A 20,219-nucleotide genomic window follows, 5' to 3' on the forward strand; every position below is an offset into this window, starting at 1 on the left:
CGGCTCGTTGATGATGCGCTTGACGTCCAGGCCCGCGATCCGGCCGGCGTCCTTGGTCGCCTGGCGCTGATCGTCGTTGAAGTAGGCGGGGACGGTGATGACCGCGGAGTCCACGGACTCACCCAGGTACGCCTCGGCGTCGGCCTTCAGCTTCTGCAGGATCATCGCGGCGATCTCCGGCGGCGAGTACTCCTTGCCGCCCGCGGAGACGCGCGCCTCCCCACCGGTGCCGGAGACGACGCTGTACGGCACCATCGACTCCTCCTCGCGCACCTCGGCCTCTTTGCGGCCCATGAAGCGCTTGATGGAGAACACGGTGTTCGTGGGGTTGGTGACCGCCTGGCGCTTGGCGACCGTGCCGACCAGGCGCTCGCCGCTCTGCGCGAAGGCGACCACCGACGGGGTGGTGCGGCCACCCTCGCTGTTCTCGATGACCGTCGGCTCGCCGCCCTCCAGCACTGCCATGCAGGAGTTGGTGGTTCCGAGATCGATCCCGATGGTCTTTGCCATGCGTCTTAGCTCCTCTTAGAAATCTCAGTCAGCTTGACGCAGATTGTAGCCGGTCGGACACATCCTCAAAAGCGCGCAGTCATCACATTTAGGCGACCTTGAATGACACGTCCGGCGACCGTGCCGGAGCAGGTTCACGTGCAGCTCGAGCTCCTGCCCGCGCGGCGTGAGGTCGAGCATCGCGTCATGGAGCTCCTCGAACGGCGCCTTCTCGCGGAACAGGCCGAGGCGGGTGCCCACGCGGGAGACGTGCGTGTCGACCGGGATGTCGCGCTTGCCGTACGCGAACAGGAGCACGCACGCCGCGGTCTTGCGGCCGACGCCCGGGAGCGAGACGAGCAGGTCGCGGCCCTCGTCAACGCTCATTGTCACGAGATCCGCGTCGAAGGTGTCGATGTCGATCGCCCGCAGGATGGCCTGAATCCGGGCCGACTTGACCTTCGAGATGCCGCCGCGGCGGATCGCCAGCTCCACGTCCGCGTTCGGCGCGTCGCGTACGGCGGCCCAATCCGGGAAGCGCTCGCGCAGCGACAGATACGCGATGTCGCGGTTGCGATCGTTGGTGGACTGCGACAGGACGGTCAGGATCAGCTCGTCGAGCCCTTGGCCGTGCGGCGGGGCGAACGGGCGCCCGTAGACGAGCCGCAGACGGTCACGGATGCGGCGGACGCGGGCTCGATCGGGCGGGGTCACGGCGGCCACCGTATCGACGCGCGCCACTACCCCGGATTGGCGCTTTTCAGTCCGGTTATGTATATTTTCTGACGGGATCCGGGGCGACCGAGCTGCGGACACCCAGAGCGACCTACTAGGTTGCGGGCCGCGCGGACGGAATTCGCGCTGGTCGAAGCACGGCGACGGACTGCGCCGAGAAATGGTCAAAAACCCCGGTGGCCTTGGTCGGGCTGCCGGTCCCAGGGGGCACATGTCCGTCAAGACGCTGCGTCGAGCGCTGCTCGCCGTGCTCATGATCTGCGTGTTATCGCCGAGCGCCGTCGCGCAGGCTTCCGTGCGCACCGATCGCCTCGAGGCGGGCATCGTCCGCGCGATGAACGACTACCGCGCCCAGCACGGCCTGCCGAAGCTGCACCAGCAGCGCGGGTTCGCGCGTGCCGCGGACGTCCACTCCGCGAAGATGCTGCGCGAGAACAAGATGGCCCACGACCAGTACGGCAAGCGCGTCCGGCGCTACGTCCGCCGCGTCAAGCGTGTCGGCGAGACGCTCGCCTGGATGAGCCGCTGCAGCCCGTCCGCCGTCGTGGCCATGTGGGCCAAGTCCTCGAGCCACCGCCACGTGATGCTCTCGCGCTCGTTCCGCCGCGTCGGCGTCGCCCGCCGCGCGACCTCGAACGTCTGCTTCGTCACCGCGGATTTCGGCACCGCCAAGTAAGCACGGGGCCCGCCCGGGCAGCGGGTAGGCTCTCTTCCGCACATGCGGCGCGCGTTCGAGCACCCTCTCGCGCCGGCGCTTGGTTGCGCGCTGGCCTGCTTGGCCTACCTGATTCTTCAGCCGGCCACCGCCGACATGGCCGCGCACAGCTACCGCGCGTGGCTGTTCGAGCACCAGGGCCTGACCGTCTGGAACGCCCAGTGGTACGGCGGCCACCACGTGCTGGGCTACTCGCTGCTGTTCGCGCCCTTCGCGCTGGTCCTCGGCCCCGCGCTCGTCGGCGTCGTCTCGGCGATCGTCGCCACGGCGCTGTTCCCGCGGCTCGCGCAGGCCCACGCGCCGTCGCGTACGAGCGGCGCGATCGCCTCGTGGCTGTTCACCGCGGGCGTGCTCTCGAACGTCGCGATCGGGCGGATGCCGTTCCTGCTCGGGATCGCGTTCGGCGTCGCCGCGTGGACGGTCGGCCGCCGCGGCCGGCGCGCGATCGGCGGCTTCCTCGGGCTGTGCACGATGCTCGCCAGCCCGGTCGCGGGCGTGTTCCTGATGCTCGGCGCGTGCGCGAAGCTCATCGCCGACGGCCGCCCCGGGCTCAAGACCGCCCTGTGGATCTTCATCCCGACGCTGAGCGGCGGGATCGCGCTCTGGGCGCTGTTCCCCGAGGGCGGCAACGACCGCTTCACCGCGTCCGCGTTCTGGCCGATGCTCGTCCTCAGCGCCGCGGGCGTCGCGCTGCTCGCCCCGGGCCGGCGGACGATCTGGGCGGGTGGGCTGCTGTACCTGGGCGTGCTCGTCGGCGCGTTCTTCGTGCCGTCGCCGTTCGGGCAGAACGCGCTGCGGCTCGGCGTGCTGGCCGGGCCGTCCGTGCTCGCGCTCGCGCACCGCAAGAAGGTGCCGGCGATCGCGGTGGTCGTGATCGGCGCCGGGCTGCTGTACCTGCAGTGGCTGCCGGCCGTGCGCGCCGTGGCCGAGGCCCACGGCGACCCGTCGACCCGGCTGGCGTTCCAGGCCGAGGCGCGTGACTTCTTGACGAAGATGGCCAAGCCCGGCGAGCGCGTCGAGGTGCCGCTGACCAAGAACCACTGGGAGGCGGCGGACCTCGCGAAGGTCGTCCCGCTCGCCCGCGGCTGGGAGCGCCAGCTCGACGCGAAGGCCAACCCGATCTTCTACGACGACGAGCAGCTGACGCCCGTCCGCTACCACGAGTGGCTGCGCGAGAACGCGGTGCGCTTCGTCGCCTTGCCGAACGCGCCGCTGGACTACTCGGCCCGCGCGGAGGCGGTGCTGCTCGAAACCGGCGGGCTCGACTACCTCGAGCTCGTCTACGAGTCGCCGCGCTGGCGCATCTGGGAGCTGCGTGACCCGGTCTCGCCCGCGTCCAACGGGGCCACGCTGCTCGCCGCCGGGCCGAACTGGTTCATGGTCAACGCGTCCAAGCCGACCGTCGTCCGCTACCGCTACACGCCGTACTGGCAGACCACGAACGCGTGCGTGAGCCGGGCGCCGGGTGGTTGGACGCGCGTCGAGCCCGAGGAGCCCGGCGTGCTGATGGTCCAGGCGCGCTTCGGCCTCGAGCGCAGTCGGCGCGCGAAGACCTGCCATTAGTCTTTCTGGGACGTTGCTGTCCCGCGTGCTCCCCCGCGGTCCCCGAGACCTCCTCTGGCAGATCCTCCTGTTCTGCGGCGCCTACTGGGTCTACCGGCTCGTGCGCGGGCAGGTGTTCGACCAGTCGGCGGCGGCGTTCGCGAACGCCCGCTGGATCGTCGACCTGCAGCAGACCCTGCACGTCTTCGTCGAGCCCGACATCCAGCGCTGGGCGATCAGCACGGGCTGGGTCGAGGGCGTGGGCTCGTGGATGTACCTGAACACGCACTTCGTGGTCACCACGTTCACGCTCGCGTTCATCTACCTCGCCCGCAACGAGCACTTCTACTGGGTGCGGAACATGTTCATGGTCGCGATGGGGTTCGCGCTCCTCGGCTACGTCCTGTTCCCGACCGCGCCGCCGCGGCTGATGCCCGGGCTCGGCTTCATCGACTCCGTGTCGGACTTCACCGGCGTCTCGAGCGACTCGGACGTCAACGCGCTCTACAACCCGTACGCGGCCGTGCCGTCGATGCACGTCGGCTTCGCGCTGATGCTCGCGATCTCGATGGTGCGGATGACGCGCCACACGTGGCTGAAAGCGCTGTGGGTGCTGTACCCCGTCGTGGTGTCGTTCGTGGTGGTCGTGACCGCCAACCACTGGGTGTTCGACGCGGTCACCGGAGCGCTCGTCGCGGTCGTCTCCGCCGTCGCCGCGCAGACGGTCCTGTCCCGTGTCCGACCCGCTCAGTGGGCGTGGGAGCCGGAGCCGGCCCTACCCGCGCCGGCTCGCGCCGGATAGGCTGCGCGGCCGAATGGCCACTCGCGACTACCAGACGGTCATGCGCAACCGTCTCATCGAATCACGGCTCACACCGAACGCGATCTCGCTGACCGGGTTCGTGCTCTGCGTCGTATCCGCCGTGCTGATCCTGCAGGGCTGGTGGATCGCGGGCGGCATCGCGTTCATCGTCGGCTCCGTCTGCGACACGCTGGACGGACGCTACTCGCGGATGTCCGGCAAGGGCTCGCCGTTCGGCGCGTTCCTGGACTCGACGCTGGATCGCCTGGAAGAGGGCATCGTCCTCGCCGCGGTCGGCGTCCAGTTCGTGCGCGACGACGACCTGACGTTCATCTTCGGCGCCGACGTCGCCGTCGGGGTCACGGTCCTCGCCGTCCTCGCCTCGCTGATGGTCTCGTACACGCGAGCCCGGGCCGAGGCGCTCGGCGTCGAGTGCAAGGTCGGCATCGCGGACCGCGCCGTGCGCGTCGTGGTGCTGTCCGCCGGCCTCGTCTTCGGCTTCGTCCAGGCGATCGAGCCGGCCGTGTACCTCCTGGCCGCCATGGCGGTCATCACCGTCTTCCAGCGCATCTTCCACGTGCGCTCCGAGCTGACTAAGCCTGTAACCGACGCCGTCTAGTGGTGTTATTGACCGTCGGTCACCAACCATCGAAGGGGAAATAGCCTTGACGGCGTCTACGAACGGCAACGGTCGTTACCAGAACGAAAAGGTCCGCGTCGCGATCATCGGCGTGGGCAACTGCGCGAACGCCTTCGTGCAGGGCGTGCACTACTACAAGAACGCTGATGCGAACGCTCGCGTCCCGGGCCTCATGCACGTCGACCTCGGCGGCTACCACGTGGGCGACATCGAGTTCTCCGCGGCGTTCGACATCGACTCCGAGAAGGTCGGCAAGGACCTCTCCGAGGCGATCTGGTCCGGCCAGAACAACACGATCAAGTTCCTCAAGGAGGACGTTCCGCACCTGAACGTCCCGGTTCAGCGCGGCATGACCCATGACGGTCTTGGCAAGTACCTCTCGCAGAAGATCACGAAGGCCCCGGGCTCGACGGTCGACATCGTCCAGGTCCTGAAGGACACGAAGACCGACGTCGTCGTCTCCTACCTCCCGGTCGGCTCCGAGCAGGCCACCAAGTGGTACGTGGAGCAGATCCTCGAGGCCGGCTGCGCGATGGTCAACTGCATCCCGGTGTTCATCGCCCGCGAGGACTACTGGGACAACCGCTTCAAGAAGGCCGGCCTCCCGATCGTCGGCGACGACATCAAGTCCCAGGTCGGCGCGACCATCGTCCACCGCCAGCTGGCCCGCCTGTTCGGCGACCGTGGCGTCGAGCTGCAGCGCACGTCGCAGCTCAACGTGGGCGGCAACATGGACTTCTACAACATGCTCGAGCGCGAGCGCCTCGAGTCGAAGAAGATCTCCAAGACGAACGCGGTCACCTCGATCGTCGACCACGAGATGCCCGAGCACGACGTCCACGTCGGCCCGTCGGACTACGTGCCGTGGCTCACGGACCGCAAGTGGGCGCATATCCGCCTCGAGGGCGCGGCCTTCGGCGACGTGCCGCTGACCGCCGAGCTCAAGCTCGAGGTCTGGGACTCCCCGAACTCGGCCGGCATCGTCATCGACGCCGCCCGCTGCTGCAAGCTCGCCATGAACAACGGCATCGGCGGCCAGCTCGACGGCCCGTCGTCGTACCTGATGAAGTCGCCGCACACGCAGCGCCCGGACGACGCGGCGCGCACGGCGACCGAGGACTTCATCGCCCGCTACACGCGTGCCGAGAAGGTCTCCCGCGCCGCGCGTGAGAAGAAGGCCGCCGAGGCCTCCTCCGAGAAGACCGCGGCCGAGTAGCGGACGCATCTCCGAACGCTCAGCGGTGAGCGCGCTCATACCGTGTTCACCGCTGTGCTTCGACTGACCACGCTCTCACTCCAGGCCACCGACTATCTCGGGGCTACGCGGTGAGCGTGTCCGTGAGCCGGTGCTCGATGCCCGCGAGACCGGTGGCCCGCGCGGTGGCGCGGACGCGCGTCCCGGGTCTCACGAGCTTGTAGCCCGACAGGATCACGTCGCCGTCCTCGTCGGCGCGGTAGCGCCGCCCGTCGATGGTCACGCGGCTCCCGGGCACCGCGTTGTACAGCCGAACCTCGATCGCGCGCCGGCCCCGTCGGTGGCGGTCGTAGTCGTAGTCGACGACGAGCTGCGGCGCGCGTGAGCCCACCATGACCGCGGTCGGGGTCGTCGCCACGCACAGGTGGCTCGACACGACGCACGTGGCGTCGTGGAACGGGCCGCTCGGGGTGCGTGAGGGCTCGTAGTTCCCGAGCCCGCGCGAGAGCAGGATCGCGCCGTCCGTGGTCGTGGCCACGCAGAAGGCGCGCGGTGCGCAGCCGATCGTCGCCAGCCCGGGCGGCGCCGTGCGGGTGATCCAGGTGCTCGGCTCGAACTGGATGATGCCGTACGTGTGGGTGCCGTCGGCGCCGACGCAGCCGACGAACGTGCACGCCAGGATCGTGAATGGCCGCTCGACGCGGTACCGCCGCCAACTGGCGGGGCTGGACGGGCGCGTGCTGATCAGCACCTCGCCGGTCGCATCGGCCGCGGCGCAGACGCCGCTGGACGCGCACGCGAGCGCCGTGACCGGGTCGGGGTCGATCACGGTCCAGGCGTCCGGCGTCCAGACGGCGAGCCCGTCGGCCCCGACCGCGCACAGGCGATCCGACGCGCACGCCACCCGGACGCGGTCGGCGGCGCGCCGCTCGATCGGGACGGACAGCGGATCCCAGGCGTTCGACAGCCACAGCGTCAGCGGCCCGTTCCCGCCCGCCACGGCGCAGAACGGCGTGTCGCCGCGCGTGCAGTCGATGTCGGTCGCGATCCCCGGCGGCCCGAGCGTCTCGACCCGCTTCCAGCGGCTGGTGGCCGCGAGGTCGGCCGTGGAGAGGACGTACGTACCCCGCGCGTCGGCGGCGACGAGCGAGCACGTCCGCTGCTTCGTGCAGCCCACGTTCCCGACCGTCAGCCCGGAGCCGCCCGGCGCCCGCGGGACCGACCACTCCCACTGCGCGTACGCCGGCGCCGGCAGCAGCAGAAGCGCGAGCAGGACGAGCACGATCCGGAGCACACCCGTCCCGTACCCGCGAGAGGGATCGAAGATTCTCACCGCGAGGATCCCTTGAGCAGTATGGTCGTCAAAACCGGCTCTGGAGTGGCTGAATGATCGACCTCACCGGAATCCCGGCGCTGGACTTGGCGCTGGGCATGGCGTTCGTCTTCTTCCTGCTGTCGACGCTCGCCGCGACGATCCAGGAGCTCATTGCGTCGTTCCTGGGGCTGCGGGCGCGCACGCTCGAACAGGGCTTGCGGAGCATGCTCGAGGACGAGCAGGTGGGCTGGAAGTACGTCGACAACTTCTACGACCACCCACTGATCAAGACGCTGTACAAGACGGCCCGCCCCGCCGTACTCACCGGCGGAGACGTTCCGGTGGCTGCCGACGAGAATGCGGTCGACCCCGACCCCAAGGGGCGGCGCGCCGCCGTGGCGCAGCGCAATTTCATCGAGCGGGCCGTTTCGTTCTTCGGCCCGACCAGCGGGCCGTCCTACATCTCCCCGCGCGCGTTCGCGACCGTGGTGCTGGACCCGGAGAAGCTCTTCGGCCAGGCCTCGGCGGTCGCCAGCGAGGCCCCGGGCACTTTGGGCGAGCGTCTCCAGGCCGTCGTGAAGGACAGCCAGAGCGACGTCGAGCGCGAGCGGCTCCGGCTCGAGGCCTGGTACGACGACACCATGGCGCGCGTCTCGGGCTGGTACAAGCGCAAGTCGCAGATCATGCTGCTGGTGATCGGCACCGCGCTCGCGATCGGGATCAACGCGAACGCGATCCGCATGGGCGAGCGGATGTGGAAGGACGACACCGTCCGGTCCGCGGTCGTCGCCAAGGCCACAGCGCTCGAGACGCCGACCGGCACCGAGCAGGCGACGGCCGCGCAGGACCAGCTCAAGCGGGCCGCGGACGACGTCGACTCCGTCGTCAAGCTGGGCATCCCGCTCGGCTGGGGCGAGGACGCGAAGGCGTACCCGTGGTGGAAGACGGTCCCGGGCTGGGTGCTGACGATCCTCGCGATCTCGCTCGGCGCGCCGTTCTGGTTCGACGCGCTCGGACGCCTGTCGCGCATTCGGTCGAGCGGAAAACCCGAGACGCCGCTGCCGGCCACCGCCAGCGGGCAGGCAAACGAGCGCGTCCGGACGTAGCCCCCGGGCACCGGAGGTGCGCGGGTGACTATCCTCCCGCGGAGTGGCTGAACGGTTCGCCATCGCCCAGGTCGCGCCGCATCCGCTCGAAGACGCGAACGAGGTGGGGACGTTCGCGGGCGAGGTCTCGAAGGAACTCGCTGCGCGGGGGCACAAAGTCCTGCTCCTCGCGCCGAGTCGGTCGCCCGAGCTCGTGCGTGAGTCGCGCCGGCTCATCCGGGCCGCGCACAAGCATCCCGAGGACCTGTTCGACCCCGAGGGCGGGGTCCGGGTGCTCGGCGTCGGCGAGCTGCTGTTCAACGCGAGCCGCAAGGGGATCAACCCCGCGCCGCCGGTGGACATCGCGCGCACGATCGAGGAGGTGCTGTCGGTCGCGCCGCTGGACTTCGTGCACGTGCACGAGCCGTGGGCGCCGAGCGCCGGGTCCGTCGCGCTGCGCCACAGCCGCGCGCTGAACGTGGGCTCCTTCCACGCGCCGGCCGAGCGGGTGCTCTCGACGCAGGTGGCGCGCAAGTTCGTCGAGCTGTTCTTCGGCCGGATGGACGCGCGCACCGCGTCCTACGAGGCGACGGCGGAGCTGATGAACACGTTCTTCCCGTCCTCGTACCGGCTGCTGCGCCCTGGCGTGACGCCCGAGCCGCGCGAGGCGCGGACCGGCGGTCCGTTGCGGATCGCGTTCTCGGACCGCGAGGAGCGCGGCGCGCTGCGGCTGTTCCTGCGCGCGCTCCGGCACCTCCCGGAGGAGCTGCCGTGGGAGGCCGTCGTCTACACCAAGACCGGCATCCCGACACTGCGGTCCAGCCTGCGCAACCGCGTGACGGTCGTGTCCGACGAGGACGCCGCGTTCGCGGCGGCGGACATCGTCGTGGCCGCGAGCCTCGGGCAGGTGACGGCTCCCGGCGTGCTCGTGAAGGCGCTCGGCGTCGGCGCGGTGCCGCTCGCGGCGCGGGTGCCCGTCTACGAGGAGGTGCTGCGCGAGGGAGACCTCGGACTGCACTTCGACGTCGGCGACGTGGACGTGCTGGCGGCCCAGCTCGAGCGGGCGATCCGGGACGCGGACCTGCGCACCAAGCTGGCGAAGGCCGGCGGCGAGGCGCGCCAGGAGCTCGCCTGGTCGGGCGTGGCCGACCAGGTCGAGGAGATCTACCGCGGCCTCGCGGCGCTCCGGCACGACCCGGACCCCAAGCCCGAAGTGCGCGCCCGCGTGAAGAAGAACCCGCTCATCGACGTCGACCTGCACATGCACACCGACCACTCGAGCGACTGCGCCACGCCGGTCGACGTGCTGCTCGCGACGGCCCGTGACGTCGGCCTGGGCGCGATCGCGGTCACCGACCACAACGAGATCTCCGGCGCGTACGAGGCGGCGGAGAAGGCCGCGCAGTACGGCGTGAAGGTGATCATCGGCGAGGAGGTCATGACCGCCGACCAGGGCGAGGTCATCGGCCTGTTCCTGACCGAGAAGATCCCCCGCGGGATGACGCTCGAGGAGACGATCGCCGAGATCCGCCGCCAGGGCGGGATCGTCTACGTGCCGCACCCGTTCGACCGGCTGCACGCGGTGCCCGACTACGAGCACATGCTCAAGGTCGTGAACCAGATCGACGCGATCGAGGTCTTCAACCCGCGGATCGCGATCCCGGCCTTCAACGAGGAGGCCGTGCGCTTCGCGGGCAAGTACCGGATCGTCGGCGGCGCCGGAACTGACAGCCATGTTGCACAGGGCCTGGGCTCCGTCCGGATCACGATGCGGGACTTCGACGGGCCCGAGGAGTTCCTCGAATCGCTGCGCGACGCGGACATCGCCGCCAAGCCTTCTTCCCTGCGTTACGCCCAAGTTCAGGCCCTGAAGTTCCTCCAGACGAAGGCCACCCCACCGGCCGCTCGGCGAGCCACTCGCCGGCGCAAGGTGGCCAAGGCCGTGGCGGGTCGCGGCGGGCAGTGACTTGCAGGGGCAAGGAGAACCCGGCCCCGGCGTGAACCTCGGTGGCGGAATGCCCGCCACCGACGACGAGATCCGCGAGAAGTACCTCGAGCGCGCCATCCGCGAGCTCAACACGTTCACCCACGACCTGCAGAGCTGCGAGCGCTGCGCACGCGGCAATCTGATGCCGGTGCTCGGCTCGGGCCACCCGCAGGCGGACGTGTTCATGCTCAAGTACGCGCCGACCCCCGCGGAGGTCGAGGAGGGCGTTGCCTTCTACGGCCGCGCGGGCACCGCGATGATGAAGTCGCTCCGGCGACTCGACATCGACCCCCTGGTCGTCTACGGCACGCTGTGCGTGAAGTGCCCGGTCGCCGATCCCTCGCTCGCCGCGCCGGAGTGCGTCGCGCGGCTCGTGGAGGAGATCGCGATCGTGCAGCCCAAGATCGTGGTGGTCATGGGCACCGAAGCGCTCGACGTGCTGAACGACCTCCAGCTGCCCCTCGCCCGCGAGATCCTCGAGATCCCGGGGGACATCCAACGCCTGACCCCGTCGATCGAGGCGCTGTACGTGCCCGACATCGATCGCTCGCTCGACGAGGAGACCGCCAAGCGCGACTTCTGGCGCGCGTTCCGGGAGCTGGGGACCTGGTGGAGCGACTTCCCGCCGTACTAGCCCTCGACGACCTCGCGCGGATCCCGCTGGCGGAGGGGATCGAGTACCGGCCGATCCGCCGGCCGCTGGGTGTGACCGCGTTCGGCATCAACGCCTACAGCGCGGACGAAGGCCGCGTGATCGAGGAGCACGACGAGCTCGGCTCGGGGTCCGGCAAGCACGAGGAGCTGTACTTCGTCGCCACCGGGCACGCGAAGTTCGTGATCGACGGCACCGAGCACGACGCGCCCGCCGGCACGTTGCTGTTCGTCCAGCCCGAGCAGCGCCGCGGGGCGACCGCGCACGCGGCGGGCACGACGGTGCTGGTGATCGGCGGCAAGCCGGGCGCGGCGGGCCCGCCTTCGCCGTTCGAGTACTGGTACTTCGCCGGCCCGCTCGCCGAGGCGGGCGAGCCCGAGAAGGCCTACGTGATCGCCTCCGAAGGCCTCCAGCACTACCCGGACAACCCCGGCCTGCAGTACAACCTCGCGTGTTACGCGGCGCTGGCCGGGCGCCGCGAGGACGCCCTGCGCCACATCAGGACCGCGTTCGAGCTGCGGCCCGAGTCTCGCGAGTGGGCTCGCGACGACGCCGACCTGGACCTAATCCGTGCCGATATCGAGCACGACCTTGCCTAGCTTCTTGCCGGCGCCGAACCGCTCGTAGGCCGCGGGCGCGTCCTCGAGCGGGAAGCTCGCGGTCACCGGCACGGAGAGGTCGCCGGACGCGAAGCCCGGCAGGACCATCTTCTCGACGAGCCGCGCCGCGACCGCCTTCTCCTCGATCGGCCGTGTGCGCAGCGTGGAGCCGTGGATGCGGCCCCGCTTCTGCATCAGCTTCATCAGGTTGATCTCGGTCACGGCGCCCGCGCCCACGCCGATGACGCAGATCCGTCCGCCGGTCGCGAGCGCGTCGAGGTTGCCGCTCAGGTTGATCGCGCCGACGAGCTCGAGGATCACGTCGAACTCGCCCGCCTCGACGAAGTCCTCGGGCGCGATCGCGTTCACGGCGCCGAGCGCGCCGACCTGCTCGCGGGCGTGCGGGTCGCGCACCGAAGCCGTCACCCGCGCGCCGGCCATCACGCCGAGCTGGACGGCGGCCATGCCGACGCCGCCCGCCGCGCCGTGCACGAGCAGCCGCTCGCCGACGGTCAGCCCGGCCTGGGTGAAGAGCGCGTCGTGGGCGGTGGTGAAGACCTCCGGCACGCCGCCCGCGGCGGTCCAGTCGAGCTCGTCGGGCACGGGCATCGCGGTGCGCTCGTGGACGACCGCGTACTCGGCCTGGCCGGCACCCGAGACCACGGCCATGACGCGGTCGCCGGGCTCGAAGCGCCCGACGCGGCGCCCGCAGGCGACCACTTCGCCCGCGAGCTCGAGCCCCGGGATGTCGGCCGGGACCCCCGGCGGCGGTGGGTAGTGCCCGGCGACCTGCAGGATGTCGGCACCGTTGAGCCCGGCGGCGCGGACGCGGACGAGCAGCTGCCCGTCCTGGGGCTCGGGATCGGGACGGTCGGCGACCTCGATCTGGCCGTCGACGATGGTGGCGGCACGCATGATCCGAACGGTACTCCGCTGGCGCTGGACGTTCGTTTGTGGTGATCCGCACAGAATTCGGGTAAATATGTGGACGTGGGCGTTTCACTTCCGCACTTCCCCCCGCTGTGGCGCGAGTCCTTCGCCGGCGTGGAGGCCGCGGCGCTCCGCCGCAGCTCCGTCTGGCGCGGCGGCGGGGTCCCGGACGGTGAGGGCCACCCCGTCCTGCTCATCCCCGGCTTCATGGCCGGCGACGGGTCACTGGCGACGATGACCCAGTGGCTGCGTCAGAACGGCTACCACACGCGCCGGGCCGGGATCCGCTGGAACGTCGGCTGCTCCGCCGAGGCGTGCACGCGGATCGAGGAGCGGCTCGAGCGCTTCGCCGAGGAGGCCGGAGAGCGCGTCGCGCTCGTCGGCCAGAGCCGCGGCGGGATCTTCGCCCGCCACCTCGCGGTCCGCCGCCCGGACCTCGTGAGCGGGATCGTCACGCTCGGCTCGCCGACGGTCAACCAGCTCCACACGCACCCGGTCGTGCTCGCCAACATCGCCCTGCTGGGCGCGCTCGGCACGGGCCGAGTACCCGGCATGCTCCGCGTCAGCTGCCTCCGCGGCGCCTGCTGCGAGCGCTTCCGCGAGGAGTTCCGCGCCGACGTCCCGCCCGAGGTCGGCTACACCGCGATCTACTCCAAGACGGACGGGATCGTGCACTGGCGCGCCTGCCTGGACCCGTGCGCCGACAAGGTCGAGGTCCGCGCCTCCCACATGGGCATGGGCCTCAACGCCGAGGTCTTCGCCGAGGTCGGCCACGCGCTCGCGTCCTTCAAGGACGAGCACATGTGGGCGCAGGCCGCTTAGAGTTGTAGGTATGGCCAGACACCAGCCCGCGGGCCGACAGCACGCCGGCGAGCCACCGCCGCCGAAGGTGACCATGCGGTTCGACGCGGCCACGGGACGCTTCGTGCCCGTCGAGGAGCCGCGCGAGACGACGCCGACCACCGAGGCCGCGGAGCGCCCGCCCACGCCGGACGATCCGCGCCCCGCCGCCTATCGCAACATCCCGCCGTTCGGCGGCGCCGTCTAGCGCGCAGTCACTTTCCCGCTCGTGATGAGCTTGCCGTCCGCGTGCACGCGGACGGTCAGGTTGCCGCGCCGCACCGGCGCCGTGATCGCCGTCGTGCCGGCCTTGGCCAGGAACGTGGTCGTGAACGCCTTCTTGCCGCCGCCGGACACCTTCACCGCGACCTTGCACGGCGCCGCGCAGGTGATCCGGCCGAGGCTGAGCTTGCCCTTGGCCCGCAGCGCGCGTTGGCGCAGCGTCACCGTGGGCGCGGGAAGGGGCGGAGCGACCTTGTCGAGCAGCACCCCGGTCACCGGCGTCCCGAGCGGGCCGACGGGCGCCGACACGGCGCGCAACGCCGACGGCGCCGAGAGGTCGTGGGGGTACGTCGTGCCCCACAGCAGCGGGACCGGCATCGGCAGCCCGCGCCGGTCCTTGGGCACGCGTTGCTCGGTCACGAACAGGTAGCGCCCCGCGAAGGCGGCGGGGATGCCGGCCACACCGCCATAGCTGATGGCCGTGCCCGGGGTGACGTCGACGCACGGCACGGGGCAGCCCTGGATCTGCGGCAGGTACAGGCAGCCGGTGCCCTCGGGCGTCAGGCACGCGCTCAGGACCTGCGCGCTGAGGTCGTCGAGCCAGCCGCCCGTCCACGTGCCGTCGACCGCGAGCGCGTCACCGGTGGCGAAGAGCCGGCCGGTGATGGTCGGCGGTGCCGTGCGCTGCACCTGCCCCCGCCACGTCGGGCTGCGCTCGAGCACCGCGCCGTCGCGGCGGAGCTCGAACGTCGTCCCCGCCGGGGTGTCGCCCGGTTCATAGTCGGCCGGACCGGTCGCGGCGAACGTGCAGGGACCGCCGTCCGCCGGGCACGCGAACACCTCGTACGGGTGCCCGGGTGTGGTCAGGTAGTCCAGCCGGACCTTGGGATTTCCGTCGGAGGCCAGGTCCCAATGGGCCTGGGCGGCAGCGGGCACAAGCAGGGCGGCGACCGCCGCCGCGAGCAGGGCGACACGGAGCATGAGCGCCACATTAGTGGCGACGTGCCAAATGTGGACGCGAACGAACGTCTAGTTCGCAAGCGCCCGGGGGCGGCGATCGCTCGCCGCCCCCGGGACGATCAGCGTCCTACGGGGTGGTGGTGCTCAGGGTGAACACCAGCGTGGTGCTGTAGCGGCCCGACCGCAGCGCGTCGCTCTCGGCGATCGACTGCTGGAACGCGAGGTCCACGGTGGTCTTGCCGACCGGGCCCGTCCAGCTGACGAGCGCGGACGGGATGCCCTGCCACTGACCCGTGCCCGCCTTGACCTGCAGCGGCTTCGGCAGCGAGTAGGTGCCGTTGGTCAGGTAGCCGGTCTTCGCCGCACCCGGATCGTTCACGCTCAGCGCCGCGTCGCCGGCCGTCGAGACGACCGTCGCCTGGGTGGTGGCCGTGTAGTCACGGGTGACGCCGGGCACGAACGTCGGGAACGTCGCCGTCGTGCCGAGCGTGAGCCCGAGCGTCGGCGGCACGTCGCTGCCGAGCTCGAACGGCGCGGTGACCGCCGCGCCCTCGACGGTCACGACGACCGTCTTCTCGGCGGTGAGCTTGCCGTCGGACACCGTCACCTTGGCCGTGTAGGTCCCGGCCGTGGCGAACGTGGTCGTCGGGTTCTTCACCGTCGAGTCGACCGTGCCGTTGCCGTCGAGGTCCCACGCGTACGTGAGCGTGTCCCCGTCCGGATCGGTGGCCGTGACGTCGTACTGCGGCTTCAGCGGCGCCGTGCCCGTGTTGGGCGTGGCGGTCGCGGCCGAGATCACCGGGGCACGGTTGGCCGGAACGCCGCTTCCGAGACGGAAGAAGTCGAACCGCGCCGGCTGGCCGTTGCCGTGGTAGCCGGCGATGCCGATCTTGGCGCCCGCCAGCGAAGCCAGCGGCTTGCCGATGCTGAACGCCGTCCACGTGACGCCGTCCATCGACCACGCGGCAGAGACGTTGGTGCCGTCGCTGCTCATCTTCAGCCACACGCCGGTCGTGTTCGCGTTCGCCGGCAGCGCGCCCGAGCGGTCACGGCTGGAGACGTTGGTCGTCGCCCCGTTGATGTCCTGACCGAACTCGATCCGGAAGCCGTCGCCCTCCGTGTCCATGAGCATGAGCTTGAGGAAGTTCTTCGGGTCCTTGTACAGGACCAGGCCCCCCTGCTCGTACGAGCCGCCCTGGGCGATCTTGACCTTCGTGACGGCCTCCCACTTGCCGGCCTGCGGGGCCGGCTGGAGGAGGACGTTCTTGGCGGTGTCGACCCCGTTGTAGAGGTCGCCGTCGATGGCGTCGATCTGCAGCTCGCCGTCGACGACACGGGTCTCGCCCGCGACCGGACGCAGGACCGTGGTCCAGCGGCAGTCGCTGACCGAGGTGCCGTCGAACTCGTCGCTCGCCGTCGAGAGGTTGAACCACTCGAAGCTCGCCGGCGTGCCCGCCGTGCCGTTGAAGGCCGAGATGCCGAGCAGCGGGCTCGTCATCCGGTCCAGCGGCTGCGGCGTGCCGACCTGCGTGAAGTTCACGCCGTCACGCGAGAACCACACGGTCAGGTTCGTGCCGTCGCTCTGCATGCGCAGGTAGACGGTGTTGCCGGCGCTGGTCGGGAAGAGCGCCGAGCGCGCCACGTACGCGTCCGCACCCGACCGCAGCCCGACGAACTCGACGTTGCGGCCCTCCGCGGTGCGGATGAAGGCGGCCTTGTAGATCTCGGCAGTGCCCTGGTTGAGGATGATCGCCGCCTGCTCGCCGTTGGCGACCTGGGCGAGGCTGACCTTGGTGGTCGCCGTCCACACGCCGGCCGGGGCCGGGCGGGAGACGACGTTCTTGGCGGTCACGGCACCGGTCCACAGGTCACCGGCGACGGCGTTGATCTTCAGGACGCCGTTCTCGACCTTGTAGTTGGCCGCGTCCTCGCGGGTGATCGTCGGCCAGACCGTGCGGTCCAGCGTCGAGCCCGTGAAGGTGTCGGTGCCCGGGCAGGTGCCGAGGACCTCGATCGGGAAGGACTTCGAGGTCGCGCGACCGTCGGCGTCCGTGGCGGTCACCGTGGCGGTGTAGAGGCCGCGCTGGGTGTACGTGTAGGACGCGGTGGCCGTGGTGGCCGTCGCGCCCGGGACGCCGAAGTTCCAGGCGTACGTGACCGCCTTGCCCTCCGGGTCGACGGCGCTGGCGGTGAAGTCGACCTTGAGCGGGGCCGCGCCGGTGAGCGGCGTGGCGGTCGCGGTCAGGTTCGGAGCCGCGTTGCCGTTGGCGCCCGGACCGTTGAACGTGAGCTCGTCGATGTCGAAGCCGGTCGTGGCCGCGACGACGTAGAGGTCACGCGTGCCGCCCGGATCGGTGATCGCGGCCGGCGCCTGCACCAGGTACTGCTCCCAGTCGCCGGAGGCGGTGACCGGGACGTTCGCGACCAGCGGGCCGGTCGGGGAGTCCGCGTGCAGCTCGATGCGGCCGGCGGCCGTGCCGCTGGTGCGGAACGTGACGCTGTCGATGCCGACCATGTTGATCTTGTCGAAGCGCAGGTAGTCGCCCACGTCGGTGTAGCCCATGCGGCCGTTGCCACCCGCGCCGCTGGCGGCGAGGTTCGGCGTGAAGCCGCTGTTGACGTCGGCCTGCTCGCCCTGGAGCGTCTTCCACTCGAGCTCGACCTGGTTGGAGCTGGTCAGCTCCAGGCCGGTCGTCTTGTCCGTGTACTGGGCCGAGACGATGTACCAGACGTGCTGGGTCTTGTCCTCCCAGGCCGCCGGGATCGTGAACTCGCCCGAGCAGCCGGTCAGCGACTGGTCACCGTGCGAGTGGTCGTTGTGGCCGAGCGCGGTGTTGACGAGGACCTTCGAGCAGTCGATCGTCCCGTCCTCGGGATCGGTGACCGTGACCGTGTACTTGATCTTGTCGCCGTACTCGAAGAACGCGCCCTGCGCCGGCAGGTTGACCTTCACCGTCGGAGCGGTGTTGCCCGCGGTGATGTTGAAGGAGTCGAACGCCTCCTGGCCGGTGGCGTCCTTGATCGTCAAGGTCGCCGTGCGCTTGCCCGCCGTCGTGTAGGTGTACGTCGGGCTGATGGCCGTCGAGTCCGTGGTGCCGTTGCCGTCGAAGTCCCACGCGTACGTGAGCGGCGTGCCGTCCGGGTCGAGGGAGCCCTCGGCCGAGAACTTGACCGTCAGCGGCGCCGGGCCGGACGTCTTGTCGGCCGTGGCCTTGACGATCGGCGAGCGGGCGCCCTGGACGTAGTCGATCCGGTAGACCGCCGAGTTCGCGTCGCCCTGGAAGAAGCCGCCCGTGCCGTAGTCGAGCACGTACAGCGCGCCGTCCGGGCCGAACTGCATGTCGATCGGCTGCTTGATCGGGAAGCCCTGGAACCAGGTCTCGACCGTCGGGAACGTCAGGTCGGCGGTGCCGCCGGTGAACGTCTTGATCCACGCGCGGCCGTACTCGTAGGCGAAGTTCTTGCCGTCGAAGTAGGCGGGGAACTTCGTCGTGGACGGGTTGGCGGCGTTGTACTGGTAGGTCGGGCCGCCCATCGGGGACTCCGAGCCCGAGCCGAACTCGGGGATCGAGCCGCCGTCGTAGTCGATCCAGGCCGGGACGGCCGCGGGGATGTCGACGAGGCCGGTGTTGAAGCGCGACTCGTTCTTGAGCGCGGCGCAGTTGAACTTGCCGCCGGTCTGCGTGCCGAAGTCGTAGTCGTTGTAGGCCTGGTTCTTGCCGATGCAGTAAGGCCAGCCGTAGTTGCCGGGCTGCTTGATCAGGTTGAACTCGACCAGGCCGCCCGGGCCGCGGTTCGCGTTGGCGGCGCCGGCGTCGGGGCCGTACTCGCCGAGGTAGATGTAGCCGGTCTTCTTGTCGACCGAGAAGCGGAACGGGTTGCGGAAGCCCATGGCGTAGATCTCGGGCTTGGTGCCCATCGTGCCGGGCGTGAACATGTTGCCGGCCGGGATCGTGTAGGTGCCGTCCTCGGCGACCTTGATCCGGAGCACCTTGCCGCGGAGGTCGTTCGTGTTGCCGGCGGTGCGGCGCGCGTCGAACGCGGGGTTCTTGTTCGCGCGGTCGTCGAGCGGCGCGTAGCCGTCGGACGAGAACGGGTTGGAGTCGTCGCCCGTGACGACGTACAGGTTGCCCTGCGCGTCGAAGTCCATGTCGCCGCCGACGTGGCAGCACTGGCCGCGGTCGGTCGGGATCTGGAGGATCTTCTGCTCGGACGCGAGGTCGAGCTTGTTGTCGTCACCGAGCTTGAAGCGCGAGACCTGGTTGTAGCCCTTGTACGGCGCGAACGCGGCGTCGTTGCCGTCGGTCGGCGCGTCGGTCAGCGGCGTGGTCAGGCGCGGGGCGTAGAAGAGGTAGACCCACTTGTTCTGCGTGAAGTTGGGGTCGACCGCGACGCCCTGCAGGCCGTCCTCGTCGTGCGAGTAGACGTTGATCGTCGCGGCCAGCGAGGTGACCGAGTTCGGCGTCGTGATGAAGACGCGGCCGTCACGGGCGGTGTGCAGGACGCGGCGGTCCGGCAGCACGTCGAGGGAGATCGGCTCGCCGATCTTGTCGGCGCCCTTGGCCAGCGTGGCGATCTCGAAGTCGTCCGTGGACGGGGTGCGCTGGCGCTCCGGCCCGCAGTCCGCGTCGACGTTCTTGGCGGCGGTCTTCAGGCCACCGAGGAGGTGCTTGAGCGCGTCCGGCTCGGAGAAGGTCGCCTGCGTGTGGCCGATGCCCGTGTACCAGGCGCGGCCACCGTCGAAGTTGGTGCACCAGGCGATCGGGTGGTCGTCGGCCGCGGCGGAGTCGTCCACCTCGTCGTAGGTCGACTCGTCGACCGTCGCCAGAACGTGGACGCCGCTCGTGCGCGGCGAGTAGTCCGGGATGTTCGGCTGGTTGCCGTTGACCACCGGGTTGTTCGGCTTCTGGAAGTTGTACCACTCGTCATTGCGCGTCCAGGCGGCCGGGATGCCCGTCGTGGAGGGCTCGTCGCCGTCCTCGATGCGGATCGTCGCCTGCGGCGTGCCGTTCGGGTGGTTGCGGAAGTACGCGCCCACCATCTGGCCGTAGTAGGGCCACGTGTACTCGGTGTCCGAGGCGGCGTGGACGCCGACCCAGCCGCCACCGGCGTGCATGTAGCGCTCGAACGCGTCCTGCTGGTCCTTGTTGAGGATGTCGCCCGTCGTCGACATGAAGACGATGACGTCGTACTGGGCGAGGTTCGCATCGGTGAAGACGGCCGCGTCCTCGCTGGCGTCGACCGTGAAGTTGTTTTCCGTCCCGAGCTTCTGGATCGCCGCGATGCCCTGCGGGATCGAGTCGTGACGGAAGCCGGCGGTCTTCGAGAAGACCAGCACCTTGGACAGCGGATCAGCCGCGTGCGCGGGCGCCGCGCTGAACGCGCAGGCGAGAATGGCAACGAGCAGTGCAACGACTGCTCCACCTCTGGAACGCAAGAAGACTCTCCTCCTCGATTGCGCGTCCACGAATCCTTGTGGACGCGAAGGTCCGCAAAATTATCACGGTTTTA

Annotated in this window: 17 protein-coding genes; 11 read left to right on the plus strand and 6 right to left on the minus strand. The window is 70.2% G+C overall.

Going from position 1 to position 20,219, the window contains the following annotated elements:
• Together OJ997_RS15995 and OJ997_RS16000 are read right to left on the minus strand one after the other, a co-directional pair.
• A partial coding sequence (locus OJ997_RS15995) for an Hsp70 family protein (protein ID WP_270026164.1) occupies positions 1-510 on the minus strand: 510 nt, incomplete at its 3' end.
• Between the two features lie 24 nt (positions 511-534).
• A complete protein-coding gene (locus OJ997_RS16000) occupies positions 535-1,203 on the minus strand; it encodes an endonuclease III domain-containing protein (RefSeq protein ID WP_270026165.1) in 669 nt (222 codons plus the stop codon).
• Positions 1,204-1,435: 232 nt separating this feature from the next.
• Between OJ997_RS16000 and OJ997_RS16005 the strand changes: the two genes are divergently transcribed.
• The 5 genes from OJ997_RS16005 (at position 1,436) to OJ997_RS16025 (ending at position 6,139) form a co-directional block, all read left to right on the plus strand.
• The gene (locus OJ997_RS16005) at positions 1,436-1,900 is read left to right on the plus strand and encodes a CAP domain-containing protein (RefSeq protein WP_270026166.1); all 465 of its coding nucleotides are present in this window, start codon (positions 1,436-1,438) and stop codon (positions 1,898-1,900) included.
• Between the two features lie 99 nt (positions 1,901-1,999).
• Positions 2,000-3,502, plus strand: a complete 1,503-nt coding sequence (locus OJ997_RS16010) for a hypothetical protein (protein ID WP_270026167.1) — start codon at positions 2,000-2,002, stop codon at positions 3,500-3,502.
• Positions 3,503-3,527: 25 nt separating this feature from the next.
• Positions 3,528-4,283: a phosphatase PAP2 family protein gene (locus tag OJ997_RS16015; RefSeq protein WP_270026168.1), complete on the plus strand. Its 756-nt coding sequence runs from the start codon at positions 3,528-3,530 to the stop codon at positions 4,281-4,283.
• A 13-nt stretch (positions 4,284-4,296) separates the two neighbouring features.
• Positions 4,297-4,902 (plus strand): CDP-alcohol phosphatidyltransferase family protein, encoded by a 606-nt coding sequence (locus OJ997_RS16020; RefSeq protein ID WP_270026169.1) that lies wholly within the window; start codon positions 4,297-4,299, stop codon positions 4,900-4,902.
• A 46-nt stretch (positions 4,903-4,948) separates the two neighbouring features.
• Positions 4,949-6,139 carry an inositol-3-phosphate synthase gene (locus OJ997_RS16025; protein ID WP_270026170.1) on the plus strand — a complete coding sequence of 397 codons (1,191 nt, stop codon included), beginning with the start codon at positions 4,949-4,951 and terminating at the stop codon, positions 6,137-6,139.
• 103 nt (positions 6,140-6,242) lie between these two features.
• Here the strand turns inward: OJ997_RS16025 and OJ997_RS16030 are convergent, their stop codons facing one another.
• A complete protein-coding gene (locus tag OJ997_RS16030; protein ID WP_270026171.1) occupies positions 6,243-7,412 on the minus strand; it encodes a hypothetical protein in 1,170 nt (389 codons plus the stop codon).
• Between the two features lie 92 nt (positions 7,413-7,504).
• On the opposite strand from OJ997_RS16030, the gene OJ997_RS16035 reads away from it, so the two are divergent.
• The 4 genes from OJ997_RS16035 to OJ997_RS16050 are packed head-to-tail and all read left to right on the plus strand — an operon-like array spanning position 7,505 to position 11,756.
• Positions 7,505-8,539 (plus strand): hypothetical protein, encoded by a 1,035-nt coding sequence (locus tag OJ997_RS16035; RefSeq protein ID WP_270026172.1) that lies wholly within the window; start codon positions 7,505-7,507, stop codon positions 8,537-8,539.
• A gap of 43 nt (positions 8,540-8,582) precedes the next feature.
• The gene (locus tag OJ997_RS16040) at positions 8,583-10,484 is read left to right on the plus strand and encodes a PHP domain-containing protein (RefSeq protein ID WP_270026173.1); all 1,902 of its coding nucleotides are present in this window, start codon (positions 8,583-8,585) and stop codon (positions 10,482-10,484) included.
• A 49-nt stretch (positions 10,485-10,533) separates the two neighbouring features.
• On the plus strand, positions 10,534-11,139 hold the full coding sequence (locus OJ997_RS16045; protein WP_270026174.1) for a uracil-DNA glycosylase family protein: 606 nt from the start codon (positions 10,534-10,536) through the stop codon (positions 11,137-11,139).
• A complete protein-coding gene (locus OJ997_RS16050; protein ID WP_270026175.1) occupies positions 11,115-11,756 on the plus strand; it encodes a TPR end-of-group domain-containing protein in 642 nt (213 codons plus the stop codon). The genes OJ997_RS16045 and OJ997_RS16050 overlap by 25 nt, the downstream gene beginning before the upstream one ends.
• Here the strand turns inward: OJ997_RS16050 and OJ997_RS16055 are convergent.
• On the minus strand, positions 11,721-12,671 hold the full coding sequence (locus OJ997_RS16055) for an alcohol dehydrogenase catalytic domain-containing protein (RefSeq protein ID WP_270026176.1): 951 nt from the start codon (positions 12,669-12,671) through the stop codon (positions 11,721-11,723). The genes OJ997_RS16050 and OJ997_RS16055 overlap by 36 nt on opposite strands.
• A gap of 75 nt (positions 12,672-12,746) precedes the next feature.
• On the opposite strand from OJ997_RS16055, the gene OJ997_RS16060 reads away from it, so the two are divergent.
• A complete protein-coding gene (locus OJ997_RS16060; protein ID WP_270026177.1) occupies positions 12,747-13,508 on the plus strand; it encodes an esterase/lipase family protein in 762 nt (253 codons plus the stop codon).
• Positions 13,509-13,518: 10 nt separating this feature from the next.
• Positions 13,519-13,734 (plus strand): hypothetical protein, encoded by a 216-nt coding sequence (locus tag OJ997_RS16065; RefSeq protein ID WP_270026178.1) that lies wholly within the window; start codon positions 13,519-13,521, stop codon positions 13,732-13,734.
• Here OJ997_RS16065 and OJ997_RS16070 read toward each other — a convergent pair.
• Positions 13,731-14,729: a hypothetical protein gene (locus OJ997_RS16070; RefSeq protein ID WP_270026180.1), complete on the minus strand. Its 999-nt coding sequence runs from the start codon at positions 14,727-14,729 to the stop codon at positions 13,731-13,733. The two genes, OJ997_RS16065 and OJ997_RS16070, sit on opposite strands and share 4 nt — an antisense overlap.
• Positions 14,730-14,835: 106 nt before the next feature.
• The gene (locus OJ997_RS16075; RefSeq protein ID WP_270026181.1) at positions 14,836-20,046 is read right to left on the minus strand and encodes a ThuA domain-containing protein; all 5,211 of its coding nucleotides are present in this window, start codon (positions 20,044-20,046) and stop codon (positions 14,836-14,838) included.
• Positions 20,047-20,219: the final 173 nt, after the last annotated feature.

The organism is Solirubrobacter phytolaccae, from assembly GCF_027587195.1.
Classification (GTDB): Bacteria; Actinomycetota; Thermoleophilia; order Solirubrobacterales; family Solirubrobacteraceae; genus Solirubrobacter; species Solirubrobacter phytolaccae.